Below are 22583 nucleotides of genomic sequence, written 5' to 3' on the forward strand. Positions count from 1 at the left end.
CATGGGACCACCTCACGGATCTGTTCGGTCGGCGTCGGGTAAGGGCGGGTCTGGCCGCCGGGCATATGCACCGCTGGCCCGGTCGGCGCCGCTGCCGATCGGCTCGCCGGGCAGCGGCGCCGGGCCGGGGCGGGCGGGGAGGCGTTCGTCGCCCCACGGCACGAGTCGCACCTGGTCGGCGGGGGAACGCCCACCGCCGAGCACCGCCGTGACCACCGCTTCCGGCCCGAGGATGCCCTGCACCCGGTTCAACGCCCGGTGCGCCCGCTCCCGCTCCTCACCGGTCTCCCCCCAGAGGCCGGTCTGCAGGCCGGCCTGGGCGATCACCCCGTCCGGGACCAGCCGCAACCGGATGATGCCGGCCGACGGCCGGGCCGGTCGAGCCCCGGCCCGGCCGCTGCTGCCGGAGAGCCACCCGTCGAGCTGCCAGCGCACCCGGTCGGCGATGGCCGCAGCGGTGAGGAGACCGTCGTGCCGCCATACCCGGTGCAGTTCCTGCCCGTGCGCGGTGACCGCCTCGATGCCGAGCCGGGTGCAGGCCAGCCCGTGCCCGGCCAGCCGGTCGTGCAACTGCTCGGCCAGCGCGCGGGCGGCGAACGCCGCCGCGTCGACCCGGTCGACCGGATCGTCGTACTCGCCGGTCACCGTCAGGTCGGCCGGTGGCTGCCGGACCGCGAGCGGGCGGTGGTCACGCCCGGCGGCGAGCCGGTGGGCAAGCGCGCCGTCGAACCCGAACCGGGCCAGCACGTCACCGGCCGGCAGCGCGGCGAAGTCGCCGAGGGTCCGCACGCCCAGCCGGCGCAGCAGGTCGGCCAACGCCGAACGGCCGAGCGCCTCCACCGGCAGCCCGGCCAGGAAGTCCGGTGTGCCGCCCGGGGCCACCACCCGACCGGCACGGGCGGCCAGCCCCGCGGCGAACACCCCGTCGGCGATGCCGACCTGGCTCTCCACCAGGCACGACTGGGCGACGTGCTCGATGATCCGTTCGGCGGCCGCCTCCTCACCACCGAGGTAACGGCTCGGACCCCGGGCCGCGACCGCGCAGGACCCCGGGCGCACCACCTCGACACCGGCGACCAGCTCCTCCACCGCGGCGACCACCGGCTCGAACGCGCGGGCGTCCCGGCCGGGGTCGTACTCCACGACGGTGATCTGTGGGCAGCGGCCCTGCGCCTCCCGTTTGCGCAGCCCCCGACGCACCCCCTCGGCGCGGGCGCGCTCGGAGCAGGCGACCACCCGGTTGGCGTGCAGCACGGCGACCGGGCCGGTGGCCGGCACCCCCTCGACGATCTCGGCGGCGAGCACCGGCCAGTCCGGGCACCACAGCAGCAGGGTCCGTGCCGGTGAGCCGGTCATCCCCGCCCGACCAGGGCCAGCGGCACGGCCGGTCGACCCCCGGTCGACCGCACCGTCCGGGGAATCACCCGGGTGAGGTCGTCGCCCGGCAGCCAGACCTTGATCTCCTTGGGCCGGGCTGCCGCCCCGCGCCCGCGCGCCGAGACGGTGACCTCCCGGCGGCGCAACCGCCCCCGGCCCTGCCCGAGCCCCTCCCAGACCCCACGGACCACCTGCAACGTCACGTCCGCGCCGTCCCACCGGCCGTACGGGACGAGCACGCTGCCGCGCTGCCGGGCACGGGCGGCCAGCCGGGTCGCCACCGAGGCGGAGACCGCGGCCGGCACGGCGGTGACCACGACGTCCACCCCGTCGATCAGCGCGGCGACCACTGTGGCCCACTCGGGGCCGGGATTCGGCACCAGGGCCACCCGGTCCAGGGCGATACCCAGTTCGGCGGCCGCGCCGGCACCGAAGGTCGGCACCCCCACCACGGCACACCACGAGCCGGCCCGGGACGCCTCGGCGAGCAGGGCCAGCACCAGTGAGGTGCCGCCACTGCGCCGGGGTTGACCGGCGGCGACCGCAATGGTGCTGCCCCGGCGCAGGCCCCGGCTGGGCAGCAGACCGGTCAGCTCGGGCGTCACCGGCAGCACCCGGTGACCGCCCACCGGATCGGGTGCGCTCGCCGGGCGTACCAGATCGGCAAGCGCGGCGGAACCGACCACCATGCGGCCCGCCATTGGACCAACTCCCCCGTCGTTGCTGTGGATCAGATCAGGACCGGCACACTGTGACGCCGGCCGCCCGGCTCCCCCCGCCGGGCGGCCGGCATCACGGCGGGATCATGCGGCGAGGCCGTCCAGGGTGGGTTGGTGGGCCATGCCGAGCGCGGTCTCCACCACCGTGACGAACTGCTCGGCGGCGCGGAGCAGGTCGTCGGCCTCCCGGGCGCTGACCACCCGGGGGATGCCGGCCTCGGCGGCGGCCCGTTTGCTGGCACCGGCGGCGAAGAAGCGGGCCCACTCGTCGAGCTCGGGGGCGACGGCGCAGAGCAGGACCCAGACGCTGGTGATCCGGTTACGGCGGCTCGGCGCGGGCCGGGCCCGGGCGGCGAGCAGGGCGGCAGCCGCGCGCAGCGCCGCCAGGTGGGCGGCCGCGTAGCGCAGCCCGTCGGGGCGGGTCTGGCCAGCCTCGACCAGCCCACGCCGCGCCAACGTGAGGAGTTGGGCGGGGGTACGGTGCGGCAGCACGTGCGCCGGCACCGTCGGTGCCTGAGCCGGGTTGGTCGGCATGGACTGTCTCCTCCACGTGGCCGGGCGTCGCCTCGGCGCGGTGATGCCGCCGACGAGACGCCGAGTCGGGTGGTGCGGAGGAAGACGCACCGGGTGTGGCCGGCCGGGTGTGGATGCTTCCCCACACCACACCCGGCCGGCGTACCGGCGGGTTCGTCGCCCGCCGCCCGGGGGTCGTGGGCGGCGGGCGACGCTCCTGCCTGATGGGACCGGGCTCGCGACTGCCCGGAAACCCAGGTGCGGCCCGCGGAGCCGCACCGCCCGGAGCTGGTGCCGCGAAACACCTCGCTCCGGCTGGTTGGAACGGGCGTTCGAGGCAATCGAACACTCGTTCTAACTGCTGCTGACAGTACACCTCCCCTCCGACGAAAATGCAACGTGTGACGCGCCGTGGCTCGCGCCCGGGTGCACCGGGGTGAACCGGCACCGGACGGACCGGGAAGAATGTCCCCATGCAGCCACACCCGAACGTACGGGCGGTGCAGGACGCGCTCACCGCCGCCGGCACGCGCGACGGCGCCGGCGCGCCCAGCACCGTCCGCCTGCTGCCGGACGCGGTGCACACCGCGGCGGCCGCCGCCGAGGCGCTCGGCGTCCAGGTCGGCCAGATCGCCAACTCGCTGATCTTCGACGCGGACGACGCGCCTCTGCTCGTGCTCACCTCCGGCGCGCACCGGGTGGACACCGCCGGCCTGGCCGCGTCGATCGGGGTCACCCGGCTGCGCCGGGCCACCCCGGAGTTCGTCCGGACGCACACCGGGCAGCCGATCGGCGGTGTCGCCCCGCTCGGGCACCCGCGGGCACTGCGCACCCTGGTGGACACGGCCCTGGCGGCGTACCCGGAGATCTGGGCCGCCGGCGGCGTACCGCAGGCGGTCTTCCCGACGACCTACACCGAGCTGCTGCGGGTCACCTCCGGCACCCCGGCCGAGGTGGCGTGAGCACCACTCCGGAACTGGTCACCCTGCACGTGTGGCGGGTCCACCGCGGCGCGTTGCCCCGGGCGCTGACCCGGATGGCGGTGGACCCGCGCCGTCTGCGCGCCCTGCCGGGTGTCCGGTTCGGCAAGCTGCTGGGCACCGGGACCGGCACCAGCTTCGGGCCGGGTGACGCCGACCTCACCCGCTGGGCGGCGCTGACCGTCTGGGACTCCCCCACCGCGGCGGCCGGCTTCGACGACTCACCTGTCGGACGCGCCTGGGCGCGGATCGCCCACGCCGCCGTCCGGGTCGACCTACGACCGCTGAGCAGCCGGGGCGAGTGGTCCGGTCAGCGGCCGTTCGGCGACCCACCGGGTGGCCGGGTCACCGGACCGGTGCTGGCGCTCACCCGGGCACGGCTGCGGGCCCGCCGGGCGGCCACCTTCTGGCGGGCGGTCCCGCCGGTCGCCGCGGCCCTGCGCGAGGCACCCGGGCTGCTGGCCCGGTTCGGCGTCGGCGAGGCGCCGCTGGGATGGCAGGGCACGGTGAGCGTGTGGCGCGACCCGACGGACCTGGTGGCGTTCGCGTACCGTCACCCGGAGCACCGGGCGGCGATCATGCGTACCCCCACCGCGGGCTGGTACGCCGAGGAGTTGTTCGCCCGGTTCGAGGTGCGCGACGTGGTCGGCGACCGGACGGTGCTCGGATGGGTCGCCGACGGCGACCCTGGAACGGCGAAGGGTGGACGGGCATGAGGTTGGTGCGCTGGACGCCGGACGATCTGGTCCGGCGGCTGGACGACGTGGTGGCCGTCTACGGCGAGGCGATGGGATACCGCACCGACCTGCTGGAGGCCCGGCGCGGCTACATCGCCACCCACGTGCGCCGGCCCGGTTTCCGGGCCGTGGCGAGCCTGACCAGCGAGGGTCACCTCGCCGGCTTCGGCTACGGCTACCTGGGCGCCGCCGGCCAGTGGTGGCACGACCAGGTGCACCGGGCGTTGGACGTACCGGCCCGCAAGCGGTGGCTCACCCACTGCTTCGAGGTGGTCGAGCTGCACGTCCGGCCACCGGCGCAGGGGCACGGGCTCGGCGCCGGTCAACTGCGGGCGCTGCTCGGCATGGCCGAGGGCGACACGACGCTGCTGTCCACCCCGGAGGCCGTGGAGCAGACCTCGCGGGCCTGGCGGCTGTACCGGCGGTTCGGCTTCGTCGACGTGCTGCGCGACTTCCACTTCCCCGGCGACGAGCGGCCGTTCGGCGTCCTCGGTCGGGACCTGCCACTCGAGCCCTCCGCGTCATGACCCGGCGGATCCCCTGGGCACTGTTCGCCGTCCTGGTGCTCGCCCAGATCTGCTACCCGCTGACCACCGGCGCCACCCGGGCCGGGCTCACCGTGGCCACCGTCGTGCTCGGGTGGCTGCTCTCGGTGGGCCACGCGCTGCTCAGCCGGGGTCCCCGCGCCGCGGCGGCGCTGGTCGCGGTGGCCACCGGCGGCGGGTTCGCGATCGAGGCGATCGGGGTGGCCACCGGTGTGCCGTTCGGCAGCTACGACTACTCCGGTGAGCTGGGCCCCAAACTGGCCGGGGTTCCGCTGATCATCCCGCTGGCCTGGACCTGGATGGCCTGGCCGGCCTGGCTGGCGGCGGTCCGGCTGACCGGCGGCAGGTCGACCGCCGGCGGCACCGGGACGACGGCCGGCCGGTGGGTGGGGCGGATCGCTCTGGCCACGGTGGGGCTGGCCGCCTGGGACCTCTTCCTCGACCCGCAGATGGTGGCCGAGGGCTACTGGGTGTGGCGCGACGCCACCCCGGCGCTGCCCGGCCTGCCCGGCATCCCGGTCAGCAACTACCTGGGCTGGCTGCTCTTCGCGGTGCTGATGATGAGCGCGCTGCGCCCGCTGGCCGGCCCGGCCGTCGAACGCACCGACCAGCGGGACCACCCGATGGTCGCGCTGTACCTGTGGACGTACTTCTCCAGCATCCTGGCCCACGCGGTCTTCCTCGACCTGCCCGCCTCGGCGCTGTGGGGCGCGGCCGGCATGTCGGTGACCGCCGTGCCGCTGGCCGTGACCCTGCTGCGCGCCCGCCGGAGCCGTGCCGCGGACCGCCAGGACCACGAGCCGTACCGCGCCGGCGTCGACGCGACCCGATGACCGTCCTGTTCGCCCTGCTGCTCGCCGTCGCCGCGTTGACCGGGCACACCTGGCTCAACGCCGCCCGCTGGCTGCGCCGGCCGACCGACCGGCCGGGCGAGGTCGACGAGGCGGTGGCGGTGCTGCTGCCGCTGCGCGACGAGGCCGACCGGGTGACGCCCTGCCTGCGCGCCCTGCTCGCCCAGCGTGGCGTGCCCGGCCTGCGCGTCGTGGTCCTTGACGACGGGTCCACCGACGGCACCGCCGAGGTGGTCCGCGCGGTGGTCGGTGACGATCCCCGGGTGACGCTGCTCAGCGGGGTCGCCCCGCCGCCGGGCTGGCTGGGCAAGCCGCACGCCTGCTGGCAACTGGCCACCCGGGCCGACCCGGCGGCCACCGCGCTGGTCTTCGTCGACGCCGACGTGGTGCTCGCCCCGCACGCCGTGGCCGCCGCCGTCACCGAGCTGCGCGCCGCCCGCGCGACCCTGCTGTCGCCGTACCCCCGGATCGTGGTGGCGACGGCGGCCGACCGGCTGGTCCAGCCGCTGTTGCAGTGGCTCTGGCTGACCTTCCTGCCGCTGCGCGCGATGGAGCGCTCGCCGCGGCCGTCGCTGGCCGCGGCGGGCGGGCAGTTCCTGGTGGTGGACCGGGCCGGCTACACCGCCGCCGGCGGGCACGCCGCGGTCGCCGACCGGATCCTGGAGGACGTCGAGCTGGCCCGGGCGGTCAAGCGGGCCGGCGGGCGGATCGCCCTGGCCGACGGCTCCCGGCTGGCCACCTGCCGGATGTACGACGACTGGCCGCAGCTGCGCGACGGGTACTCGAAGTCGCTCTGGGCGTCGTTCGGGCACCCGGGCGCGGCGGCGGCCGTGGTGGCGGCCCTGCTGCTGCTCTACACCGCCCCGCCGCTGGTCGCGCTGGGGTTCGCCACGACGGCTCCCCGGGTGTCGATGGTTGCGCTCAGCGCATACCTGCTGGGTGTGGCCGGGCGGGTGCTGACCGCGCGGGCGACCGGGGGCCGGTGGTGGCCCGACGCGCTCGCACACCCCGTGTCGGTCGTGGTCCTCGGTTGGTTGACCGTACGGTCGTACCATCTGCGGAAGCGGCGCCGCCTGACCTGGCGGGGCCGCCCGGTCAGCTAGGAGGGCGCGGCATGGCGCGGATCGTGGTCGTCGGCGCCGGGGTGGGTGGCCTCGCCACCGCCGCCCGGCTGGCCGCCACCGGGCACCAGGTGACGGTCTTCGAGGCCGCCGACACGGTCGGTGGCAAGCTCGGCAGGTACACGCACGACACCCCGGCCGGGTCGTTCCACTTCGACACCGGGCCGAGTCTGCTCACCCTGCCCGAGGTCTTCCACGACCTGTTCGAGGCGACCGGGGCGAAGCTCGACGAGTACCTGGACCTGGTCCCACTGGACCCGATCGTCCGGCACGTCTTCCCCGGTGGCGGTCCGGCACTCGACTCGTGCGCCGACCCGGTGGAGTTCACCGCCCGGATCGGGGCCGCCTTCGGTGACCGGGCGGCGGCCGACTGGCAGCGGCTGTGGCACCGGGCCACGCGGGTGTGGAACGCCTCCTCGCGGGACATCCTGCGCCGTACCGTCGACTCGCCCCGCGACCTCGCCTCGCTGGCCTGGCGGGTCGGTGACCTGGCAGCCATCGCCCCGGGCCGCACCCTGCGCGGACTGGGCCGCCGGCACCTGTCCGACCCCCGGCTGCGGATGCTGCTGGACCGGTACGCCACCTACACCGGCGCCGACCCGCGTCGGGCGCCGGCGGCGCTGGTCGCGGTCCCCTATGCCGAGCTGGCCTTCGGCGGCTGGTACCTGCGCGGCGGGCTGGGCACGCTCGCCGACGCGCTGTTGACCCGCTGCCTGGACCTCGGCGTGGTCGTGCGGACCGGCACCCCGGTGACCCGGATCGACGCGACAGGCGGCCGGGTGCACGGGGTACGCCTCGCCGGCGTCACCGCGCCGGTGCCCGCCGACGTGGTGGTGGCAAATGTGGACGCGCTCACCGTCTACCGCGACCTGCTCCCGCATCCGCGCCGGCTGGCCGCGCTCGCCGACCGCAGCCTCGCCGGCTTCGTGCTGCTGCTGGGCGTCTCCGGCAGCACCGGGCTGGCCCACCACAACGTCTTCTTCCCCCGCCACTACGACGCGGAGTTCGACGCCGTGTTCGGCGACCCGGGGCGGGGCGTACGGGCCCGGCCGGCCGCCGACCCGACGGTGTTCGTCACCGTGGCGGACGACCCGACGGCCCGTCCGGCCGGGCACGAGGCGTGGTTCGTGCTGGTCAACGCCGCGCGGCAGGGCACGGCCACGGGCGCGGTCGACTGGCGGCGCCCCGGGCTCGCCGACGCGTACGCCGACCGGATCCTGGAGGTCCTTGCCGACCGCGGCGTCGACGTGCGGGACCGGTTGCTGTTCCGTGAGGTGCGTACCCCGGCCGACCTGGACGTGGCGACCCGGGCGCCGGGCGGCTCGATCTACGGCACCGCCGGCGGGCTGCTCCGACCGGCCAACCGGGGGCCGGCGCACGGGCTGTGGCTGGTGGGCGGCTCCAGCCACCCCGGCGGCGGGCTGCCGATGGTGACCCTCTCCGCGCAGATCGTCGCCGACGAGATCGGCCCGGCCTGGTAGGGCGGGCCGCTCAGTCGGCGTCGAGCAGCGCGCGGCGGACGGTGGACAGCAGCTGCCCCAGGCCGAAGCCGGCCAGCAGCACCCACACCGCGGTCGCCATGGTGATGGTGCCGGCGGTCAGATCCGGCTCGATGAGCCCGGCCAGCCCGGCCACCAGCAGCCCCACCAGCGCCACCGAGACCCGGGTGGGGCGCTCGCCCACGGTCACCGCACCGATCTCGCGCATGCCGGCCGAGACGGCGCGGGCCCGCACGTACTCGTGCAGCCAGGACAGCGCGCCACCCGCCGCGACCAGCGCGCCCGGGGCTCCGGCCAGCCAGAACGCCAACAGCCACGCCACCTCACCGAGCCGGTCGGCGACCGAGTCGTAGACGTAGCCGAGGCGTGTGGTGCGGCCGGTGGCGACCGCCACCGCGCCGTCCACGCTGTCGGCCACGGCGGCGAGCAGCACGAACAGCGCCGCCAGGAACGGGCCGTCGTCAGGGCGACCCACCAGCAGCGGTACGCAGAAGCAGAGCAGCACCCCGACGACGGTGACCGCGGTGGGGCTGACCCGCAGCCGGCCCAGCACGTACCCGACGTGGTACGCGAACCGCAGCCAGGCGCGTACCACCGGCGCGGCGGCCCGGGGGTCGAATCCGCCGTGCAACCGCGCCCACGCCGTGGCGTACTGGTCCCAGTTCAGCTGTGTGCCCACCTGAGGATCAACCACCGGGCCGGGCATGAGGTGTCGCATGACCACCGTTCACACCCGTGCGCCGACCTTCAGGTTCTGCCAGACCTCGCGGGTGGCGGTGGACCGGTTGAGGGTGATGAAGTGGATACCCGGCACGCCCTCGTCCAGCAGCCGGCGGCTCATCTCGCTGGCCTGCTCGATGCCGAGTTGACGGACCGCCTCCGGGTCGCCGGCGACCCGCTCGAAGCGGGCCGCCAGCGCCGGCGGGAAGGGCGCCCCGGACAGCTGCACGGACCGCTCGATGGTGCCGATCTGGGTCACCGGCATCACCCCGGCCAGGATCGGCGTGGCACAGCCGGCGGCGGCCACCCGGTCGCGCAGGCGCAGGTAGTCGTCGGCGTCGAAGAACATCTGCGTGATCGCGAACTCGGCGCCGGCCCGGCACTTGCGGACGAAGTGTTCGGTGTCGGTGGCCACGTCGGGCGAGCGGGGGTGCTTGTACGGGAAGGCCGCCACACCAACGCTGAAGTCACCGGAGTCGCGGACCAGGCGGACCAGGTCCTCGGCGTAGTCCACGCCCTCGGGGTGGCGGACCCACTCACCGCCCGGATTGCCCGGGGGGTCGCCGCGCACCGCCAGCACGTTGCGCACCCCCACCCCGGCGAGCCGCCCGATCACGTGCCGCAGCTCGGCGACGGAGTGGTTGACGGCGGTGAGGTGGGCCATCGGCAGCAGGGTGGTGTCGGTGGCGATCCGCTCGGTCACGGCCACCGTGGTGTCCCGGGTCGAGCCACCCGCGCCGTAGGTGATCGACACGAACGACGGGCGCAGCGACTCCAGCTCGCGGATGGCCTGCCAGAGCAGCCGCTCCCCCGCCTCGGTCTTGGGCGGGAAGAACTCGAACGAGAAGGTCGGCTGGCGGTCACGGATGAGCTCCCCGATCGCCGGTTGCGGATTGGGGAGTACCGAGGGAAGACCGAGCGCCACGAACCGACTCTAGCGGGCGGCGCCACCCGGACCCAGACGCTTCCCACGGCCGAGGCGTGCCGCCGCCGCGCGGGCCGGTCCGGTGGGCGCGAGGGCGTCGTACCCCCGGGGTAGGAATGGGTGGCGCGCAGGGGTCGACGGGGGCCGACCGGGGGCTCGCGCGGGGGTCGGCAGCCACGTGGTGGCGTCCGGGTCCCGTCCGGTCGGGCGGGTGGGTCGTCACCGCACCGACGCACCGCCGGGAGGACCGATGACCCCGCACCCACCGCCGCGCCCGGCCCAGCTCGGGCCGCTGCTGGCCCACCGTCGGCTGGCGCTGGGCTGGAGCCAGCGGCGCACCGCCGCCGAGTTGTGCGCCGCCGCCGGGGTGCCGACGGTGAGCCGGCACGAGGTGTCGAGGTGGGAGAGGCAGCGGCGGGTGCCCGGCGGCTTCTGGCTCGGCTGGCTCGCCGTCGTGCTGGACGTACCGCTGGTGGTGCTCACCGGGGCCGCCACCGCCAGCCGGCGGGCCACTCCGACGCGCGCCGGCGGGCCGGGTCGGCGGGTCGCCGGGCCCGGTGCCCGGCCGGCCGGGCGGACGGGTCCGGGCCGCCCTGGCGGGAGTACGCGTGGCGGTGGAGCGCGGGCGTCGGCGACCGGCTAGCGTCGTGGCGTGACCGACGCTGCTCCCGTCTCTCCCGTCGACCGTGCCGGCCTGCGGCAGCGGGTCGACAAGGCCCTCACCGAGTTCCTGGCCGGCCAGCGGGCCCGGTTGATCCGGGTGGACGACGCCCTGGTCGCGGTGTCGGAGGCGATCGAGGCGTTCGTGCTCGGCGGCGGCAAGCGGCTGCGTCCGGCCTTCGCCTACTGGGGGTTCCGGGGCGCCGGCGGGGTGGACGGCGACCAGGTGCTCACCGCCGTGGCCGCGCTGGAGTTCGTCCAGGCCAGCGCCCTGATCCACGACGACCTGATGGACCGCTCCGACACCCGCCGCGGTGACCCGGCGGTGCATCGTCGGTTCGCCGAACAGCACCGGGCGGCCGGCTGGGGCGGTGACCCGGACGGCTTCGGTGACGCCGCCGCGATCCTCCTCGGCGACCTGTGCCTGGTCTGGTCCGACGAACTGCTGCACTCCGCGGGGTTGGACCTGCGGGCGGCGGCCCGGGCCCGGCCGGTCTTCGACGAGATGCGCACCGAGGTCACCGTCGGGCAGTACCTCGACGTGTTGACCCAGGTCACCGGGGACACGTCGGTCGAGCGGGCCAGCAAGGTCGCCCGGTACAAGTCGGCGAAGTACACGGTCGAGCGGCCGTTGCTGCTGGGCGCCGCGCTGGCCGACGCGCCGCCGCAGGTGTGCACTGCCTACTCGGCGTACGGGCTGCCGTTGGGCGAGGCGTTCCAGCTGCGCGACGACGTGCTGGGGGTCTTCGGCGACCCGGCGCTGACCGGCAAACCGGCGGGTGACGACCTGCGCGAGGGCAAGCGCACCTACCTGGTCGCCGCGGCCGTGGAGGCCACCGACGACGCCGGGCGGAAGCTGCTGCTCGGCCAGCTCGGCGACCCCGCGCTGGACGAGCGGGGGGTGGCGCGGCTACGCGAGCTGATCACCGCGAGCGGTGCTCTGGCCCGTACCGAACAGCGGATCGTCACGCTCACCGACACGGCGCTGGCGGCCCTGAGCGCCGTGGACCTCGACACCGAGGCCCGCCAGGCCCTGGTGGACCTGGCGATAGCGGCAACCCGCCGAGCAGACTGATCCCGCCCCGCCCCGCCCGCGTCCCCCCGCGCGTTGATCATGAGGTTGGCGGCGACCGCCTCGGCGTGTCGCGCCGCTGACCTCATGATCAACGCGGGGGGAGGGTCGGGGGTCAGAAGCCGAGGGCCTGGGCTCGGCGCTTGACCTCGCGGGCCTGGTCGCCGGAGAGGGCGGAGGCGGAGGTGCCGCCGGGGAGCGTGGTGTCCGGCTCGTAGAGCCAGCGCAGCGCCGCCTCGTCGTCGTAGCCGTTGTCGGAGAGCAGGTTGAGCACGCCGGGCAGGTGCTTGAGCACGGTGTCGTTGGCCACCAGGTCGGCCGGGATCCGGCGGACACCGTCGCGGCGGACCGCCAGCAGCTCCCGGTCTCGGATCATCTGGTGCACCTTGCTGATCGACACGTCGAGGCGCTCGGCGACGTCGGGCAGGGTGAGCCAGCCGGCCGGGTCGGCGGGTCCGGCGAGCTCGGGGCCGGGCACGGCCTGGTCGGGTACGGGTTCGGTCACCCGACCACCCTGCCACGCCGCCGCCGCGTCGAGCCACCGGCACCCCGGACGACCGGCCGGAGCACGGTCTCGTACGCGCCGCTGACCAGCGGATGACCGGTGCGGAGCGCGGCGGGACGGACCGTGTCGGCCTCCGGCTGTAGCATCCTGTTCAACCTTCACCCCCTGGACACATAGACTCCCTGCCGATGGACACACAGGTCGCCGACACGTTGCTGGGCTCGCTGATCGACGGGCGCTACCGCATTCGCGGTCGCGTGGCCCGTGGCGGCATGGCGACCGTGTACACCGCAACCGACGAACGCCTCGAGCGCACCGTCGCAGTCAAGATCATTCACCCGACCCAGGCGCCCGAGGCCCGGGCCCGGATCGCCAACTTCGTGGCCCGGTTCACCGACGAGGCGAAGACCATCGCCCGGCTGACCCACCCGAACGTGGTGGCGGTCTACGACCAGGGCACCCACGCCGGCCTGCCGTACCTGGTGATGGAGTACGTGCGCGGCCGTACGCTGCGCGACGTGCTGGCCGAGCGGCGCCGCCTCAACCCGGACGAGGCGCTGGCCATCACCGAGCAGATGCTCGCCGCGATCGCCGCCGCGCACCGGGCCGGTCTGGTGCACCGGGACGTCAAGCCGGAGAACGTGCTGGTCGCCGAGGCACCCACCGGCGGTGTCGCCAACCTGGTCGACAGCGTGGTCAAGGTGGCCGACTTCGGGTTGGCCCGGGCCGTCGAGGCGAGCGCCGACGAGGAGCAGGGCAACCAGCTGATGGCCACCGTGGCGTACGTCGCCCCGGAGCTGGTCACCGAGGGCCGGGCCGACCCGCGCACCGACGTCTACTCGGCTGGCATCGTGCTGTTCGAGATGCTCACCGGTCGGGTGCCCTACGACGGTGACCGCCCGGTCGACGTGGCCTGGCAGCACGTCGACCGTGACGTGCCGCTGCCCTCGACGCTGGTGCCGGGCCTGCCGTCGGTCCTGGACGACCTGGTGCGGCGGGCCACCCGACGCGACCCGGCCGCCCGTCCCGCCGACGCCGGCGCGCTGCTGGCCGACGTGCAGGTGGCCCGGGACAACCTGGGTGACGCCAACAGCCAGACCACGGTGCTGCGCCGGGTGACCGACGAGCCGCCGATGTCCCAGCCGACCATGATGGTCGCCACGGTCCGTCCGGCGCAGCGACCGGCCTGGGCCAGGCTGCCGGAGGGCGGTCAGGGGCCGGGCCGGCGGCGGGCCGCGCCGGAGCCGGCGGAGGGCCTGTGGGCCCGGCTGGCCGAGCTGCGGACCACGGTGATGGGCGATCCGCGCGGCCGACGAGCCGTCGCGGCGGTGGTGGTGGCGCTGGGCCTGGTGGCCGCGCTGGGTGGTTGGTGGTTCGGTGTCGGCCGGTACACGTCCGCACCGCAGCTGGTCAGTCTCACCAAGGTCGAGGCGCAGGCGCAGGCCGACCGGGCCGGGCTCACCCTGGCGTACGGCGAGCCGCGCTTCGACGAGAAGGTCCCGAAGGACAGCGTGCTGGGGCAGAGTCCGGCGTCGTCCGCCAAGATCGTCAAGGGTGGCACGATCACCCTGACCCTCTCGTTGGGCCCGGAGCGCTTCCCCGTGCCGGACGTGATCGGCAAGGAGTACGAGCTGGCCGAGGCCGACCTGCTCAACGCGAAGCTGGTGGTGGCCAAGGGCGCCACCCGCTACGACGACACGCTGCCCGCCGGGGTGGTCCTGGACAGCTCCCCCAAGGTGGGCGCCGAGGTCAAACCGGGTACGAAGATCACGCTGATCGTGAGCCGGGGCCGCGCGCCGGTGTCGGTACCGAACCTGGTCGGCAAGAGCCTCACCGAGGCCCGCACCACCCTGACCGGGCTCGGCCTGGTGCCGGTGGAGACGTTCAAGGACTCCGACAAGCCCAAGGACGAGATCCTGGGTCAGAGCCCGGCCGACGGCGCCGGCGTGGAGAAGGGCACCCAGGTCAAGCTCGAGGTCAGCAAGGGTCCGCCGCTGGCGGTCGTGCCCCGGGTGATCGACCTGCCCTGCCAGCAGGCCAAACAGGTGCTGGAGAGCCAGGGCTACCCGGTGACGATCGCGGTCAACCCGAACGCGGTGGTCCGCATCCAGGCCCCCGGCGAGAATTCGCAGGTGCCGCCGGGCACCCCGGTCGTCATCACGTGCTTCTGATGCCGACGGTCCACTCGCGTCCGGTTGGCGCCCACACCTCCACCTCGGGTGGGCTGGCGAAGGCCGCCCTGCCGTACGCCGACGCGACAGGCGCGCAGGTGGTGCAGGTCTACGTCTCCAACTCCCGGGGCTGGGCGCTGCCTCCCGGTGACCCGGCGCAGGACGAGCTGTTCCGGCAGGGCTGCGCCGAGCGGGGCATCCCCGCGTACATCCACGCGTCCCTGCTGGTCAATCTGGGCTCGCCCACCCCGGCTACCGTGGAGAGGTCGGCACAGACACTGGCGCACGCGTTGCGCCGGGGCGTGGCGATCGGCGCCCGGGCTGTGGTGTTCCACGCGGGCAGTTCGGTGGACGAGGGGCACGCCGAGGAGGCGATGCGGCAGGTTCGCCGGGAGCTGCTGCCGCTGCTCGACCGGGCCGCCGAGACCGGCGGGCCGATGCTGCTGGTCGAGCCGAGCGCGGGCGGTGGCCGCTCGCTCGCCTCCCGGGTGGAGCAGCTCGGTCCGTACCTGGACGCGGTGGACCGGCACCCCATGCTCGGGGTCTGCTTCGACACCTGTCACGCCTGGGCGGCCGGGCACGACCTGGCCGCCGAGGGTGGCATGACGGCCACCCTCGACACGCTTGTGGCGACCGTGGGTGCGGACCGGTTGCGGCTGGTGCACGCCAACGACTCGAAGGACCTGTGCGGCTCGACCCGGGACCGGCACGAGAACATCGGCAAGGGCACCATCGGCGAGCCGGCCTTCGCCGAGCTGATGGCCCACCCGGCCACCGCCGGTGTCCCGATCGTCGTGGAGACCCCCAGCGAGAAGCAGCTGGGTCACGCCGCCGACATCGAAACCCTCATCCGCCTCCGACCCCCACCGCTGGGTTGATCAAGAGGTTCGCGTCGTCCGGAGGCCGGAACCTGACGCGAACCTCTTGATCACCGAGGGTCTGGCGTTACGCCGACAGGACGCGCGGCAGCACGTCGACCGCGCGGTCGACGTCCGCGTCGTCGACGCCCAGGTGGGTGACCAGCCGGGCGGTACGGGGGCCGAGCACCGAGATCAGGATGCCCTCGGCGCGCGCGGCGGCGGCCAGGGCACGCGCGTCGAGCGTGTGCTTCGTCAGGTCCAGTGCGACGAGGTTGGTGCGGGCCGGGGTGGCGAGCACCCCGAACGGCGCGACCACCTCGGCGAGCCGGGCCGCGCGGGCGTGATCGTCGGCCAGCCTGTCGATGTGGTGCGCGAGCGCGTACCGGCCGGCGGCGGCGAGGACACCGGCCTGCCGCATGCCACCACCCATCCGCTTGCGGATCGTGCGAGCCCGGCTGATCTTCTCCGCGCTGCCGACCACGAGCGAACCGACAGGCGCGCCGAGGCCCTTGGACAGGCAGACCGACACGGTGTCGAAGAGCCGGCCGTACTCGACCAGTGGCACCCCGTCCGCGACGTGCGCGTGCCAGATCCGGGCACCGTCGCAGTGCAGCGCGATCTGCGCCTCGTCGGCGACGGCGCGCAGGTCCCGCAGCGTGGCGAGGGGGATCACCCCACCGCCGCCCCGGTTGTGGGTCTGCTCGACCGCGATGGCGCGGGTGGGGACGGCGAAGTACCCGTCCGGACGGATCATCCGCGCGACCGTCTCCGGGTCGATGTCCGCGCCGACCGCGGGCCAGGTCCGCGAGGAGATTCCGCCGTACACGGCGGCGGCGCCGATCTCGTACGTCACCACGTGGGCGTCGGCGTCGCAGAGCAGCTCGTCACCGGGCGGCACCAGCAGTTGCAGGGCGATCTGGTTGGCCATCGACCCGCTCGGGGCGAACAACGCCGCCTCGTGCCCGAACAGCGCGGCGACCTCGGCCTCCAGCGCGTTGACGGTCGGGTCCTCGCCGTAGACGTCGTCGCCGACCTCGGCGGTGGCCATCGCCTCCCGCATCCCGGCGGTGGGCCGGGTCACCGTGTCGGACCGCAGGTCAACAAGATCAGCCACGCAACATCTCCGCTACCAGGAAGGCCAGCTCCAGCGACTGCTGGGTGTTCAGTCGCGGGTCGCAGGCGGTTTCGTACCGGTCGGGCAGGTCGAGGTCCTCGATGCCCTGGGCGCCACCGAGGCACTCGGTGACGTCCTCGCCGGTCAACTCGACGTGCAGGCCACCGGGGTGGGTGTCCAGGCCCCGGTGCACCTCGAAGTAGCCGAGCACCTCGTCGACGATCCGGTCGAAGTGCCGGGTCTTGTACCCGTTCGACGACTCGTGGGTGTTGCCGTGCATCGGGTCGCACTGCCAGACGACCTTCGCGCCGGCGGCGGTGACCTTGGCCACGATCGGCGGCAGGGCGTCGCGTACGCGGTGGTTGCCCATCCGGCTGATCAGGGTGAGCCGGCCGGGGATGTTGTCCGGGTTGAGCTTCTCGCACAACTCGATCGCCTCGTCCGGGGACGTGGTCGGGCCGAGCTTCACGCCGATCGGGTTGGCGATGCGGGAGATGAAGTCGATGTGCGCGCCGGTGATCTGCCGGGTGCGCTCCCCGACCCAGAGGAAGTGCCCGGAGAGCCCGTACGCCCGGCGGTCGGAGACCCGGGTCAGCGCCCGGTCGTACTCCAGGGCGAGGGCCTCGTGGGAGCAGTAGAGCGTGACGGTACGCAGCGCCTCGTCGTCGGTCATCCCGCAGGCCCGGATGAAGGCCAGCGCGCGGTCGATCTCCCGGGCGATCGCCTCGTAGCGCTCCCCCGCCGGGGAGTTCTTGACGAATCCCTTGTTCCAGTCGTGCACGGCGTGCAGGTCGGCGAGCCCGCCGGCGAGGTACGCCCGGAGCATGTTCATGGCCGCCGCCGAGTTGGCGTAGGCGCGGATCATGCGCTGCGGGTCGGCGACCCGGGCGGTCGGGTCGGCCTCCAGCGAGTTGATCATGTCGCCGCGGTAGGCGGGCAGGCCGCGCGCGTCGGTGGGCAGCGAGCGGGGCTTGGTGTACTGGCCGGCGACCCGGGCGACCTTGACCACCGGCAGCGACGCGCCGTAGGTGAGCACGATCGCCATCTGCAGCAGGGTGCGGGCGTTGGCCAGCAGGTGGCTCTCGGTGTTGTCGACGAACGTCTCGGCGCAGTCACCGCCCTGGAGCAGGAACGCCTTGCCCTCGCAGACCAGGGCCAACTTCTGCCGCAACTGGTCCACCTCGTAGGGCGCGACGACCGACGGCACGGTGTCGAGCACCTTGCACACCTCGGCGACGGTCGCCTGATCGGACCACGGCGGGGTCTGCTCGCGGGGCAGCTCCCGCCATCGGTCCAGGCCGAGGGCGGCGTCCTCGGCGGAGTCGACGGTCGGACGGCTGGTCTGCAGGCCCGGGCTGCCCACCGCGGGATGGCTCAGCTGATGCCACTCATGGCGCATGAGAGAAAGCGTACGGCGACGGCCGGCGCGCGTGGTCGGCGAGGGGGACGGTTCCGGCAGATGGGAGATCAATCCCGTGGGTGACGGTCAGGACGACGGCTGGGTTCCGCCGCCGCCGGGCGGGGCCGGGTCACCGGACGCCGGGGCACCGGACGCCGGGGCTGCGGGCGGGACGCCGCCGGCCGGGGCAGTGGCCGGCGCCTCGCCCGCGATGCACCAGTCACCCCCGTCGCGGGTGACGGTGAACACCAACGGCCGGGTGATCGTACGTTTGCCGGCGGTCACCGAGACCGAGACGCTGACCTCCTGCCCGCGCGGGCCGGCCTGGACGTCCGTGATGGTCGCCCGGGGCACCTGGAAGTGATCGGCGAAGTCGCCGTTGGGGCCGGTGGCGCTCAGGTCGAACCCCTCCTGGAGCAGCGCGCAGAGCTGGCTGCGGCCGGCGGCGACGTCCTTGGCGGTCATCGCGTCGAGGTACGCCTGCACGCGCTCACGGGACCGGGTGCCGGCCTCCTCGGCGGGCGCCTGCTCGGGCGTGGCCGCCTGCTCCTCGTCACCGCCGCCGATGCCGCAGCCGACCAGGGCGGCCGGCAGCAGCACGAGCCCGGCGGCGGTCGCCGCCAACCTGCGGTGGGTCGGGCGCATGACCACCTCCGTCGACCGTGCCATCGAGACGTGCCGAGCCGCGAGTCTGCCACATCGGGCCGGCCCGGCCCAACGCCGCCGGCCCGGCCGACGCTGGGCGTCGACCGGGCCGGTGGGTCACGGGCGGGGAGGAACGGTGCGAGTCCCTCCCCGCCGTGTGGGTGCTGCGTCGCCCTCGGCTCAGCCGAGACCGCCCTTGATGGCGCCGATGAGCTCACCATTGCTGGTGTCACCGGAGAGTTCCCAGAAGAACGCGCCACCGAGGCCCTGGTTGTTCGCGTACGTCATCTTGCCGTTGATGGTCGACGGGGTGTCGTAGCTCCACCAGTTGCTGCCGCACTTGGCGTACGCGGTGCCGGCGATCGTGCCGGTGGTCGGGCAGGTGTTCTTGAGGACCTTGTAGTCCTCGATGCCCGCCTCGTACGTGCCCGGTGCCGCGCCGGTGGCGCTGCCGCCCGGTGCCGCCTGGGTGACACCGGTCCAGCCCCGGCCGTAGAAGCCGATGCCGAGCAGCAGCTTGTTGGCCGGGATGCCCTTGCTCTTGAGCTTCTGGATCGCCGCGTCGGAGTTGAAGCCCTGCTGCGGGATGCCGGTGTACGAGGTCAGCGGCGAGTGCGGTGCCGTCGGACCCTGGGCGGCGAACGCGCCGAAGTAGTCGTACGTCATCGGCATGAGCCAGTTGAGGTTGCCGATGGCGCCGGCGTAGTCGGTGGCGTCGATCTTGCCGCCGTTGCTGCCGTCCGCCGTGATGGCGGCGGTGACGAGTGCGTTGGAGCCGAACTTCGACCGCAGCGCGCCGATCACGTTCTTGAACGCGTTGGGGCCGCTGCTGTCGCAGGTCAGGCCGCAGGCGTTCGGGTACTCCCAGTCGACGTCGATGCCGTCGAAGACGTCCGCCCAGCGCGGGTCCTCGACCAGGTTGTAGCAGCTCTCGGCGAACGCGGCCGGGTTCTGCGCGGCCTGGGTGAAGCCGCCGGACCAGGTCCAACCACCGAAGGACCAGATGACCTTGAGGTGCGGGTTCATCTGCTTGAGCTTGCGCAGCTGGTTGAAGCTGCCCCGCAGCGGCTGGTCCCAGGTGTCGGCGACGCCGTCCACGCTCTCCGCGGCCGTGTACGCCTTCTCGTAGTCGGCGTAGCTGTCACCGATGGAGCAGCGGCCGCCGGTGGTGTTGCCGAAGGCGTACAGGATGTGGGTCAGCTTGGCGGCCGACCCGCTGGTCTGGATGTTCTTGACGTGGTAGCCGCGGCCGTAGACGCCCCACTCGGCGAAGTAGCCGACGACCTTCTTGCCACCGTTGTTCGGCGGGGGCGTGGTCGGCGGCGTCGTGGTGGGCGGCGGGGTGGTGGGCGGCGTCGTGGTCGGCGGGGTGGTGGTCGGCGGCGTCGTGGTCGGCGGCGGGGTTCCGCCGCCGCACGCGGCGCCGTTGATGGTGCAGTTCAGCGGCGCCTTGTACGCGCCGGTGCCGTTGTAGCCCCAGCTGAACGAGGCGCCCGGCGCCAGGCCACCGGCCCAGCTCTTCTTGACCGCGACGTAGTGGTTGCCGCTGCTCGTGACGTCGGCGTCCCAGGCGCTGCTGACGGTGGTCCCCGACGGCAGGTCGAACTCGATGCGCCAGGTGGTGACGGTGGCGCTGGAGCCGTTGGTGATGGTCACCTTCGTCTCGTGACCGGTTCCCCAGTCCTGCGCCTTGGTGAAAGTGGTGGTGACCGTGCCGGCGCCGAGCGCGTTGGTCATCGGCACCGCCGCGACGGTCACGGCGACCACGGCACCAACCCAGAGGGCCCGGCGGAGCGATCTTTTCATGAGGCGTCTCCCGAACTGTTAGGAAACTTTCCAAAAGAGATTGGTGAGACCGTACTCACAGCGTCATCACTTCGTCAAGATGCGCATGTTTCGATTCCCCCTTTCCGCGCCGACGCTCCGGCGGCGACGACCCGACACCCGACGCGTAGCCTCGGGCCATGACCGTCTTCGACATCCCGATCGACACCCTCAACGGCGGCCCTGCGGACCTGGTTCAATACCGCGGCAAGGCAGTTCTGGTCGTCAACGTGGCCTCCCGTTGCGGCCTCACCCCCCAGTACGCCGGCCTCCAGTCGCTCGCCGACACCTACGCCGAACGCGGTCTCGTGGTGCTCGGCGTGCCCTGCAACCAGTTCGCCGGACAGGAACCGGGCAGCGCCGCCGAGATCACCGACTTCTGCCAGGTCAACTACGGGGTGACCTTCCCGCTGACCGAGAAGGTCGACGTCAACGGCCCCGAGCGGCACCCGCTCTACAGCGCGCTGGTCGACACCCCGGATGCCGACGGGCACACCGGGGACGTGCGGTGGAACTTCGAGAAGTTCCTGGTGGCCCCCGACGGAACAGTCGCCGCCCGCTTCGCCCCCACGGTGACCCCGGATTCCGACGACCTGCGTGCCGCCATCGAGAAGGTCCTCCCCGCCTGAGCGCCGGTGATCAAGAGGTTCGCGTCACCGCGGAGCCGGTTCCTGACGCCGACCTCTTGATCACCGCCCTTGTGATCACCGCTCCGGGTTGCGGAAGCGCCACTGGGCCGCGTCGGCGACCGGCGTGTAGCCGAGGGCCTGGTAGATGTGGTTGCTCGTGGGGTTGGACAGGTCGGTGTAGAGGGTGCAGGTCGTCGCGCCGGCGCTCAGCGCGTACCGGCTGACATGTGCCACGCAGCCGCCGGCGAAGCCGCGCCCCCGGTGCTCCGGTGGCGTGTAGACACCGCTGACCCGGGCCACGCCTGCCACCCGCCGGCTCAGCCAGGCCATCGAGACCGGGGCGCCGGCGACCTCCCAGAGCCAGAGCAGGTCCCCGTACGGCAGCCGGGTGTCCACCTGCCCGGACAGCTCCACGGTGGGCCGCCCTGGCATGGTCTCCGCGGCGTACGCGGCGGCCCAGGCCACCAGCAGGTCACGGTCCGCCGCGGTCGCCGGCCGGGCGCGACCGGGTACGCCGGCCGGCGGCCGCACCGTCTCCACCCGGAAGATCCGCTGCGCGGTGCCGGGTACGGCCAGCAGGCCGGCGCGCTCGGTGTACCGCCGCGCGAACTCCACGACGGCCGGTACCGGCCCGTGCACCTCGACCAGCGGCGGCACCTCCCGGACGAAGTGCTCGGCCAGCGACCTCGCGGCAGCCACCGGCACCCCGCCCAGGAGCGGCCCGCGCGGCGGCGTCCACACCGCCGCGCCCACAGTCACCCCGCCGTCGACCACCCGCACGAACCGCTCGTCACCGGAGAGTGGCACGTCCCCGGAGAGCCGGCCGGCGACGAGCGTGAGCAGTACGTTGTGCAGGACGGGCTCGCGGCGCAACCAGGCGCCAGCCGTACCGGCGAAGGTCGCGAGATCCTCGACGAGGCAGCGCATGCCCGGCAGTGTGCGCAGCCGGACGGCGGCGCCGCAACCGGATGACCCACCAGCCCGGTCGGGAATGCGTCACGGGTGGACGGAGTTGGGAACCAGCATGACAACTGTGGGACTGATCGGCAGCGGCAACATCGGTGGCACCGTGGCCCGGCTGGCGGTGGACGCCGGCTACGACGTGGTGCTGAGCAACTCGCGGGGACCGGAGACCCTCCAGGGTCTCGTCGACGAGCTGGGCGAGCACGCCAGCGCCGGCACCGCCCAGGACGCGGCCCAGGTCGGTGACCTCGTGGTGGTCAGCGTGCCGCTGAAGGCGTACCGCGCGGTGCCCGTGGAGCCGCTGGCCGGCAAGGTCGTCATCGACACCAACAACTACTACCCGCAGCGCGACGGGAACCTCCCCGAGCTGGACTCCGGCGAGACCACCAGCAGTGAGCTGCTCCAGCGGCACCTGCCGGACTCCCGGGTCGTCAAGGTCTTCAACAACATCTACTTCAAGGGCCTGGCCACGCTGCCCCGCCCGTCCGGCGCCCCCGACCGCAGCGCCCTCGCCATCGCCGGTGACGACGCCGCCGCCAAGGCCGAGGTGACCGCCTTCCTGGACCGGATCGGCTTCGACACGGTCGACGTCGGCCCGCTCGCCGAGGGATGGCGCTACCAGCCGGACACCCCGGCGTACGGGACGCTCTACGCCGCCAGCCCCACCGACTGGGAGAACCCCGCACCCGGCGACGCCGAGAAGCTGCGCGCCGCCCTGGCCGCCGCCACCCGCTGAGCACCGCCGCCGCCCTCC

General features: G+C 74.0%; 23 protein-coding genes and 1 pseudogene. 12 read left to right on the forward strand and 12 right to left on the reverse strand.

Annotated elements, in window-relative coordinates; genetic code table 11:
* Positions 1 to 120: 120 nt before the first annotated feature.
* From ABZS77_RS23670 to ABZS77_RS23680, 3 genes and pseudogenes are all read right to left on the reverse strand, one after another.
* Positions 121 to 1356: pseudogene (locus ABZS77_RS23670) on the reverse strand (DNA polymerase Y family protein); the annotation flags it as partial.
* Positions 1353 to 2078 (reverse strand): hypothetical protein, encoded by a 726-nt coding sequence (locus tag ABZS77_RS23675; protein ID WP_354826585.1) that lies wholly within the window; start codon positions 2076 to 2078, stop codon positions 1353 to 1355. The gene ABZS77_RS23675 and the pseudogene ABZS77_RS23670, both read right to left, overlap by 4 nt.
* Positions 2079 to 2180: 102 nt before the next feature.
* Positions 2181 to 2630 carry an SAV_6107 family HEPN domain-containing protein gene (locus ABZS77_RS23680; RefSeq protein ID WP_139587588.1) on the reverse strand — a complete coding sequence of 150 codons (450 nt, stop codon included), beginning with the start codon at positions 2628 to 2630 and terminating at the stop codon, positions 2181 to 2183.
* A 452-nt stretch (positions 2631 to 3082) separates the two neighbouring features.
* On the opposite strand from ABZS77_RS23680, the gene ABZS77_RS23685 reads away from it, so the two are divergent.
* The 6 genes from ABZS77_RS23685 to crtI are packed head-to-tail and all read left to right on the forward strand — an operon-like array spanning position 3083 to position 8324.
* Positions 3083 to 3571, forward strand: coding sequence for a YbaK/EbsC family protein (locus ABZS77_RS23685; protein WP_354826588.1), 489 nt, complete (start codon positions 3083 to 3085; stop codon positions 3569 to 3571).
* Positions 3568 to 4305 carry a monooxygenase gene (locus ABZS77_RS23690; RefSeq protein ID WP_354826590.1) on the forward strand — a complete coding sequence of 246 codons (738 nt, stop codon included), beginning with the start codon at positions 3568 to 3570 and terminating at the stop codon, positions 4303 to 4305. Before ABZS77_RS23685 ends, ABZS77_RS23690 begins: the two co-directional genes overlap by 4 nt.
* Positions 4302 to 4853, forward strand: a complete 552-nt coding sequence (locus ABZS77_RS23695; protein ID WP_354826592.1) for a GNAT family N-acetyltransferase — start codon at positions 4302 to 4304, stop codon at positions 4851 to 4853. The genes ABZS77_RS23690 and ABZS77_RS23695 overlap by 4 nt, the downstream gene beginning before the upstream one ends.
* Entirely contained in the window at positions 4850 to 5704 is an 855-nt protein-coding gene (locus ABZS77_RS23700; protein WP_354826594.1) for a carotenoid biosynthesis protein, read from the forward strand. Before ABZS77_RS23695 ends, ABZS77_RS23700 begins: the two co-directional genes overlap by 4 nt.
* Complete coding sequence (locus tag ABZS77_RS23705) at positions 5701 to 6825, forward strand: glycosyltransferase family 2 protein (protein ID WP_354826596.1); 1125 nt, start codon at positions 5701 to 5703, stop codon at positions 6823 to 6825. Before ABZS77_RS23700 ends, ABZS77_RS23705 begins: the two co-directional genes overlap by 4 nt.
* A gap of 11 nt (positions 6826 to 6836) precedes the next feature.
* The gene (gene crtI, locus ABZS77_RS23710) at positions 6837 to 8324 is read left to right on the forward strand and encodes a phytoene desaturase family protein (protein WP_354826598.1); all 1488 of its coding nucleotides are present in this window, start codon (positions 6837 to 6839) and stop codon (positions 8322 to 8324) included.
* 10 nt (positions 8325 to 8334) lie between these two features.
* Here the strand turns inward: crtI and ABZS77_RS23715 are convergent, their stop codons facing one another.
* Together ABZS77_RS23715 and metF are read right to left on the reverse strand one after the other, a co-directional pair.
* Positions 8335 to 9048, reverse strand: coding sequence for a CDP-alcohol phosphatidyltransferase family protein (locus ABZS77_RS23715; protein WP_354826929.1), 714 nt, complete (start codon positions 9046 to 9048; stop codon positions 8335 to 8337).
* Positions 9049 to 9069: 21 nt separating this feature from the next.
* A complete protein-coding gene (metF, locus tag ABZS77_RS23720; protein ID WP_354826601.1) occupies positions 9070 to 9987 on the reverse strand; it encodes a methylenetetrahydrofolate reductase [NAD(P)H] in 918 nt (305 codons plus the stop codon).
* A 250-nt stretch (positions 9988 to 10237) separates the two neighbouring features.
* Between metF and ABZS77_RS23725 the strand changes: the two genes are divergently transcribed.
* A complete protein-coding gene (locus ABZS77_RS23725; protein ID WP_354826603.1) occupies positions 10238 to 10630 on the forward strand; it encodes a helix-turn-helix transcriptional regulator in 393 nt (130 codons plus the stop codon).
* A 9-nt stretch (positions 10631 to 10639) separates the two neighbouring features.
* Positions 10640 to 11722, forward strand: coding sequence for a polyprenyl synthetase family protein (locus ABZS77_RS23730; RefSeq protein ID WP_354826606.1), 1083 nt, complete (start codon positions 10640 to 10642; stop codon positions 11720 to 11722).
* A gap of 112 nt (positions 11723 to 11834) precedes the next feature.
* Here the strand turns inward: ABZS77_RS23730 and ABZS77_RS23735 are convergent, their stop codons facing one another.
* Together ABZS77_RS23735 and ABZS77_RS23740 are read right to left on the reverse strand one after the other, a co-directional pair.
* Complete coding sequence (locus tag ABZS77_RS23735; RefSeq protein ID WP_354826608.1) at positions 11835 to 12224, reverse strand: Rv2175c family DNA-binding protein; 390 nt, start codon at positions 12222 to 12224, stop codon at positions 11835 to 11837.
* Positions 12221 to 12370 (reverse strand): hypothetical protein, encoded by a 150-nt coding sequence (locus ABZS77_RS23740; RefSeq protein ID WP_354826611.1) that lies wholly within the window; start codon positions 12368 to 12370, stop codon positions 12221 to 12223. The genes ABZS77_RS23735 and ABZS77_RS23740 overlap by 4 nt, the downstream gene beginning before the upstream one ends.
* Positions 12371 to 12412: 42 nt before the next feature.
* On the opposite strand from ABZS77_RS23740, the gene pknB reads away from it, so the two are divergent.
* Together pknB and ABZS77_RS23750 are read left to right on the forward strand one after the other, a co-directional pair.
* Positions 12413 to 14395, forward strand: coding sequence for a Stk1 family PASTA domain-containing Ser/Thr kinase (pknB, locus tag ABZS77_RS23745; RefSeq protein ID WP_354826614.1), 1983 nt, complete (start codon positions 12413 to 12415; stop codon positions 14393 to 14395).
* On the forward strand, positions 14395 to 15273 hold the full coding sequence (locus ABZS77_RS23750) for a deoxyribonuclease IV (protein ID WP_354826616.1): 879 nt from the start codon (positions 14395 to 14397) through the stop codon (positions 15271 to 15273). Before pknB ends, ABZS77_RS23750 begins: the two co-directional genes overlap by 1 nt.
* A gap of 67 nt (positions 15274 to 15340) precedes the next feature.
* Here ABZS77_RS23750 and ABZS77_RS23755 read toward each other — a convergent pair whose 3' ends face one another.
* The 4 genes from ABZS77_RS23755 to ABZS77_RS23770 form a co-directional block, all read right to left on the reverse strand.
* Complete coding sequence (locus ABZS77_RS23755; RefSeq protein ID WP_354826618.1) at positions 15341 to 16369, reverse strand: GntG family PLP-dependent aldolase; 1029 nt, start codon at positions 16367 to 16369, stop codon at positions 15341 to 15343.
* Positions 16362 to 17768 (reverse strand): class II 3-deoxy-7-phosphoheptulonate synthase, encoded by a 1407-nt coding sequence (locus ABZS77_RS23760; protein ID WP_354826621.1) that lies wholly within the window; start codon positions 17766 to 17768, stop codon positions 16362 to 16364. The genes ABZS77_RS23755 and ABZS77_RS23760 overlap by 8 nt, the downstream gene beginning before the upstream one ends.
* An 87-nt stretch (positions 17769 to 17855) precedes the next feature.
* The gene (locus tag ABZS77_RS23765; RefSeq protein WP_354826624.1) at positions 17856 to 18413 is read right to left on the reverse strand and encodes a hypothetical protein; all 558 of its coding nucleotides are present in this window, start codon (positions 18411 to 18413) and stop codon (positions 17856 to 17858) included.
* A gap of 180 nt (positions 18414 to 18593) precedes the next feature.
* Positions 18594 to 20219 (reverse strand): glycosyl hydrolase family 18 protein, encoded by a 1626-nt coding sequence (locus ABZS77_RS23770; protein WP_354826626.1) that lies wholly within the window; start codon positions 20217 to 20219, stop codon positions 18594 to 18596.
* Between the two features lie 158 nt (positions 20220 to 20377).
* Between ABZS77_RS23770 and ABZS77_RS23775 the strand changes: the two genes are divergently transcribed.
* Positions 20378 to 20866, forward strand: a complete 489-nt coding sequence (locus tag ABZS77_RS23775; RefSeq protein ID WP_354826630.1) for a glutathione peroxidase — start codon at positions 20378 to 20380, stop codon at positions 20864 to 20866.
* A gap of 75 nt (positions 20867 to 20941) precedes the next feature.
* Here ABZS77_RS23775 and ABZS77_RS23780 read toward each other — a convergent pair whose 3' ends face one another.
* Positions 20942 to 21793: a GNAT family N-acetyltransferase gene (locus tag ABZS77_RS23780; RefSeq protein WP_354826633.1), complete on the reverse strand. Its 852-nt coding sequence runs from the start codon at positions 21791 to 21793 to the stop codon at positions 20942 to 20944.
* A gap of 97 nt (positions 21794 to 21890) precedes the next feature.
* On the opposite strand from ABZS77_RS23780, the gene ABZS77_RS23785 reads away from it, so the two are divergent.
* Positions 21891 to 22565 (forward strand): NADPH-dependent F420 reductase, encoded by a 675-nt coding sequence (locus ABZS77_RS23785; RefSeq protein WP_354826636.1) that lies wholly within the window; start codon positions 21891 to 21893, stop codon positions 22563 to 22565.
* Positions 22566 to 22583: the final 18 nt, after the last annotated feature.

The organism is Micromonospora sp. NPDC005298, from assembly GCF_040607375.1.
Classification (GTDB): domain Bacteria; phylum Actinomycetota; class Actinomycetes; order Mycobacteriales; family Micromonosporaceae; genus Micromonospora.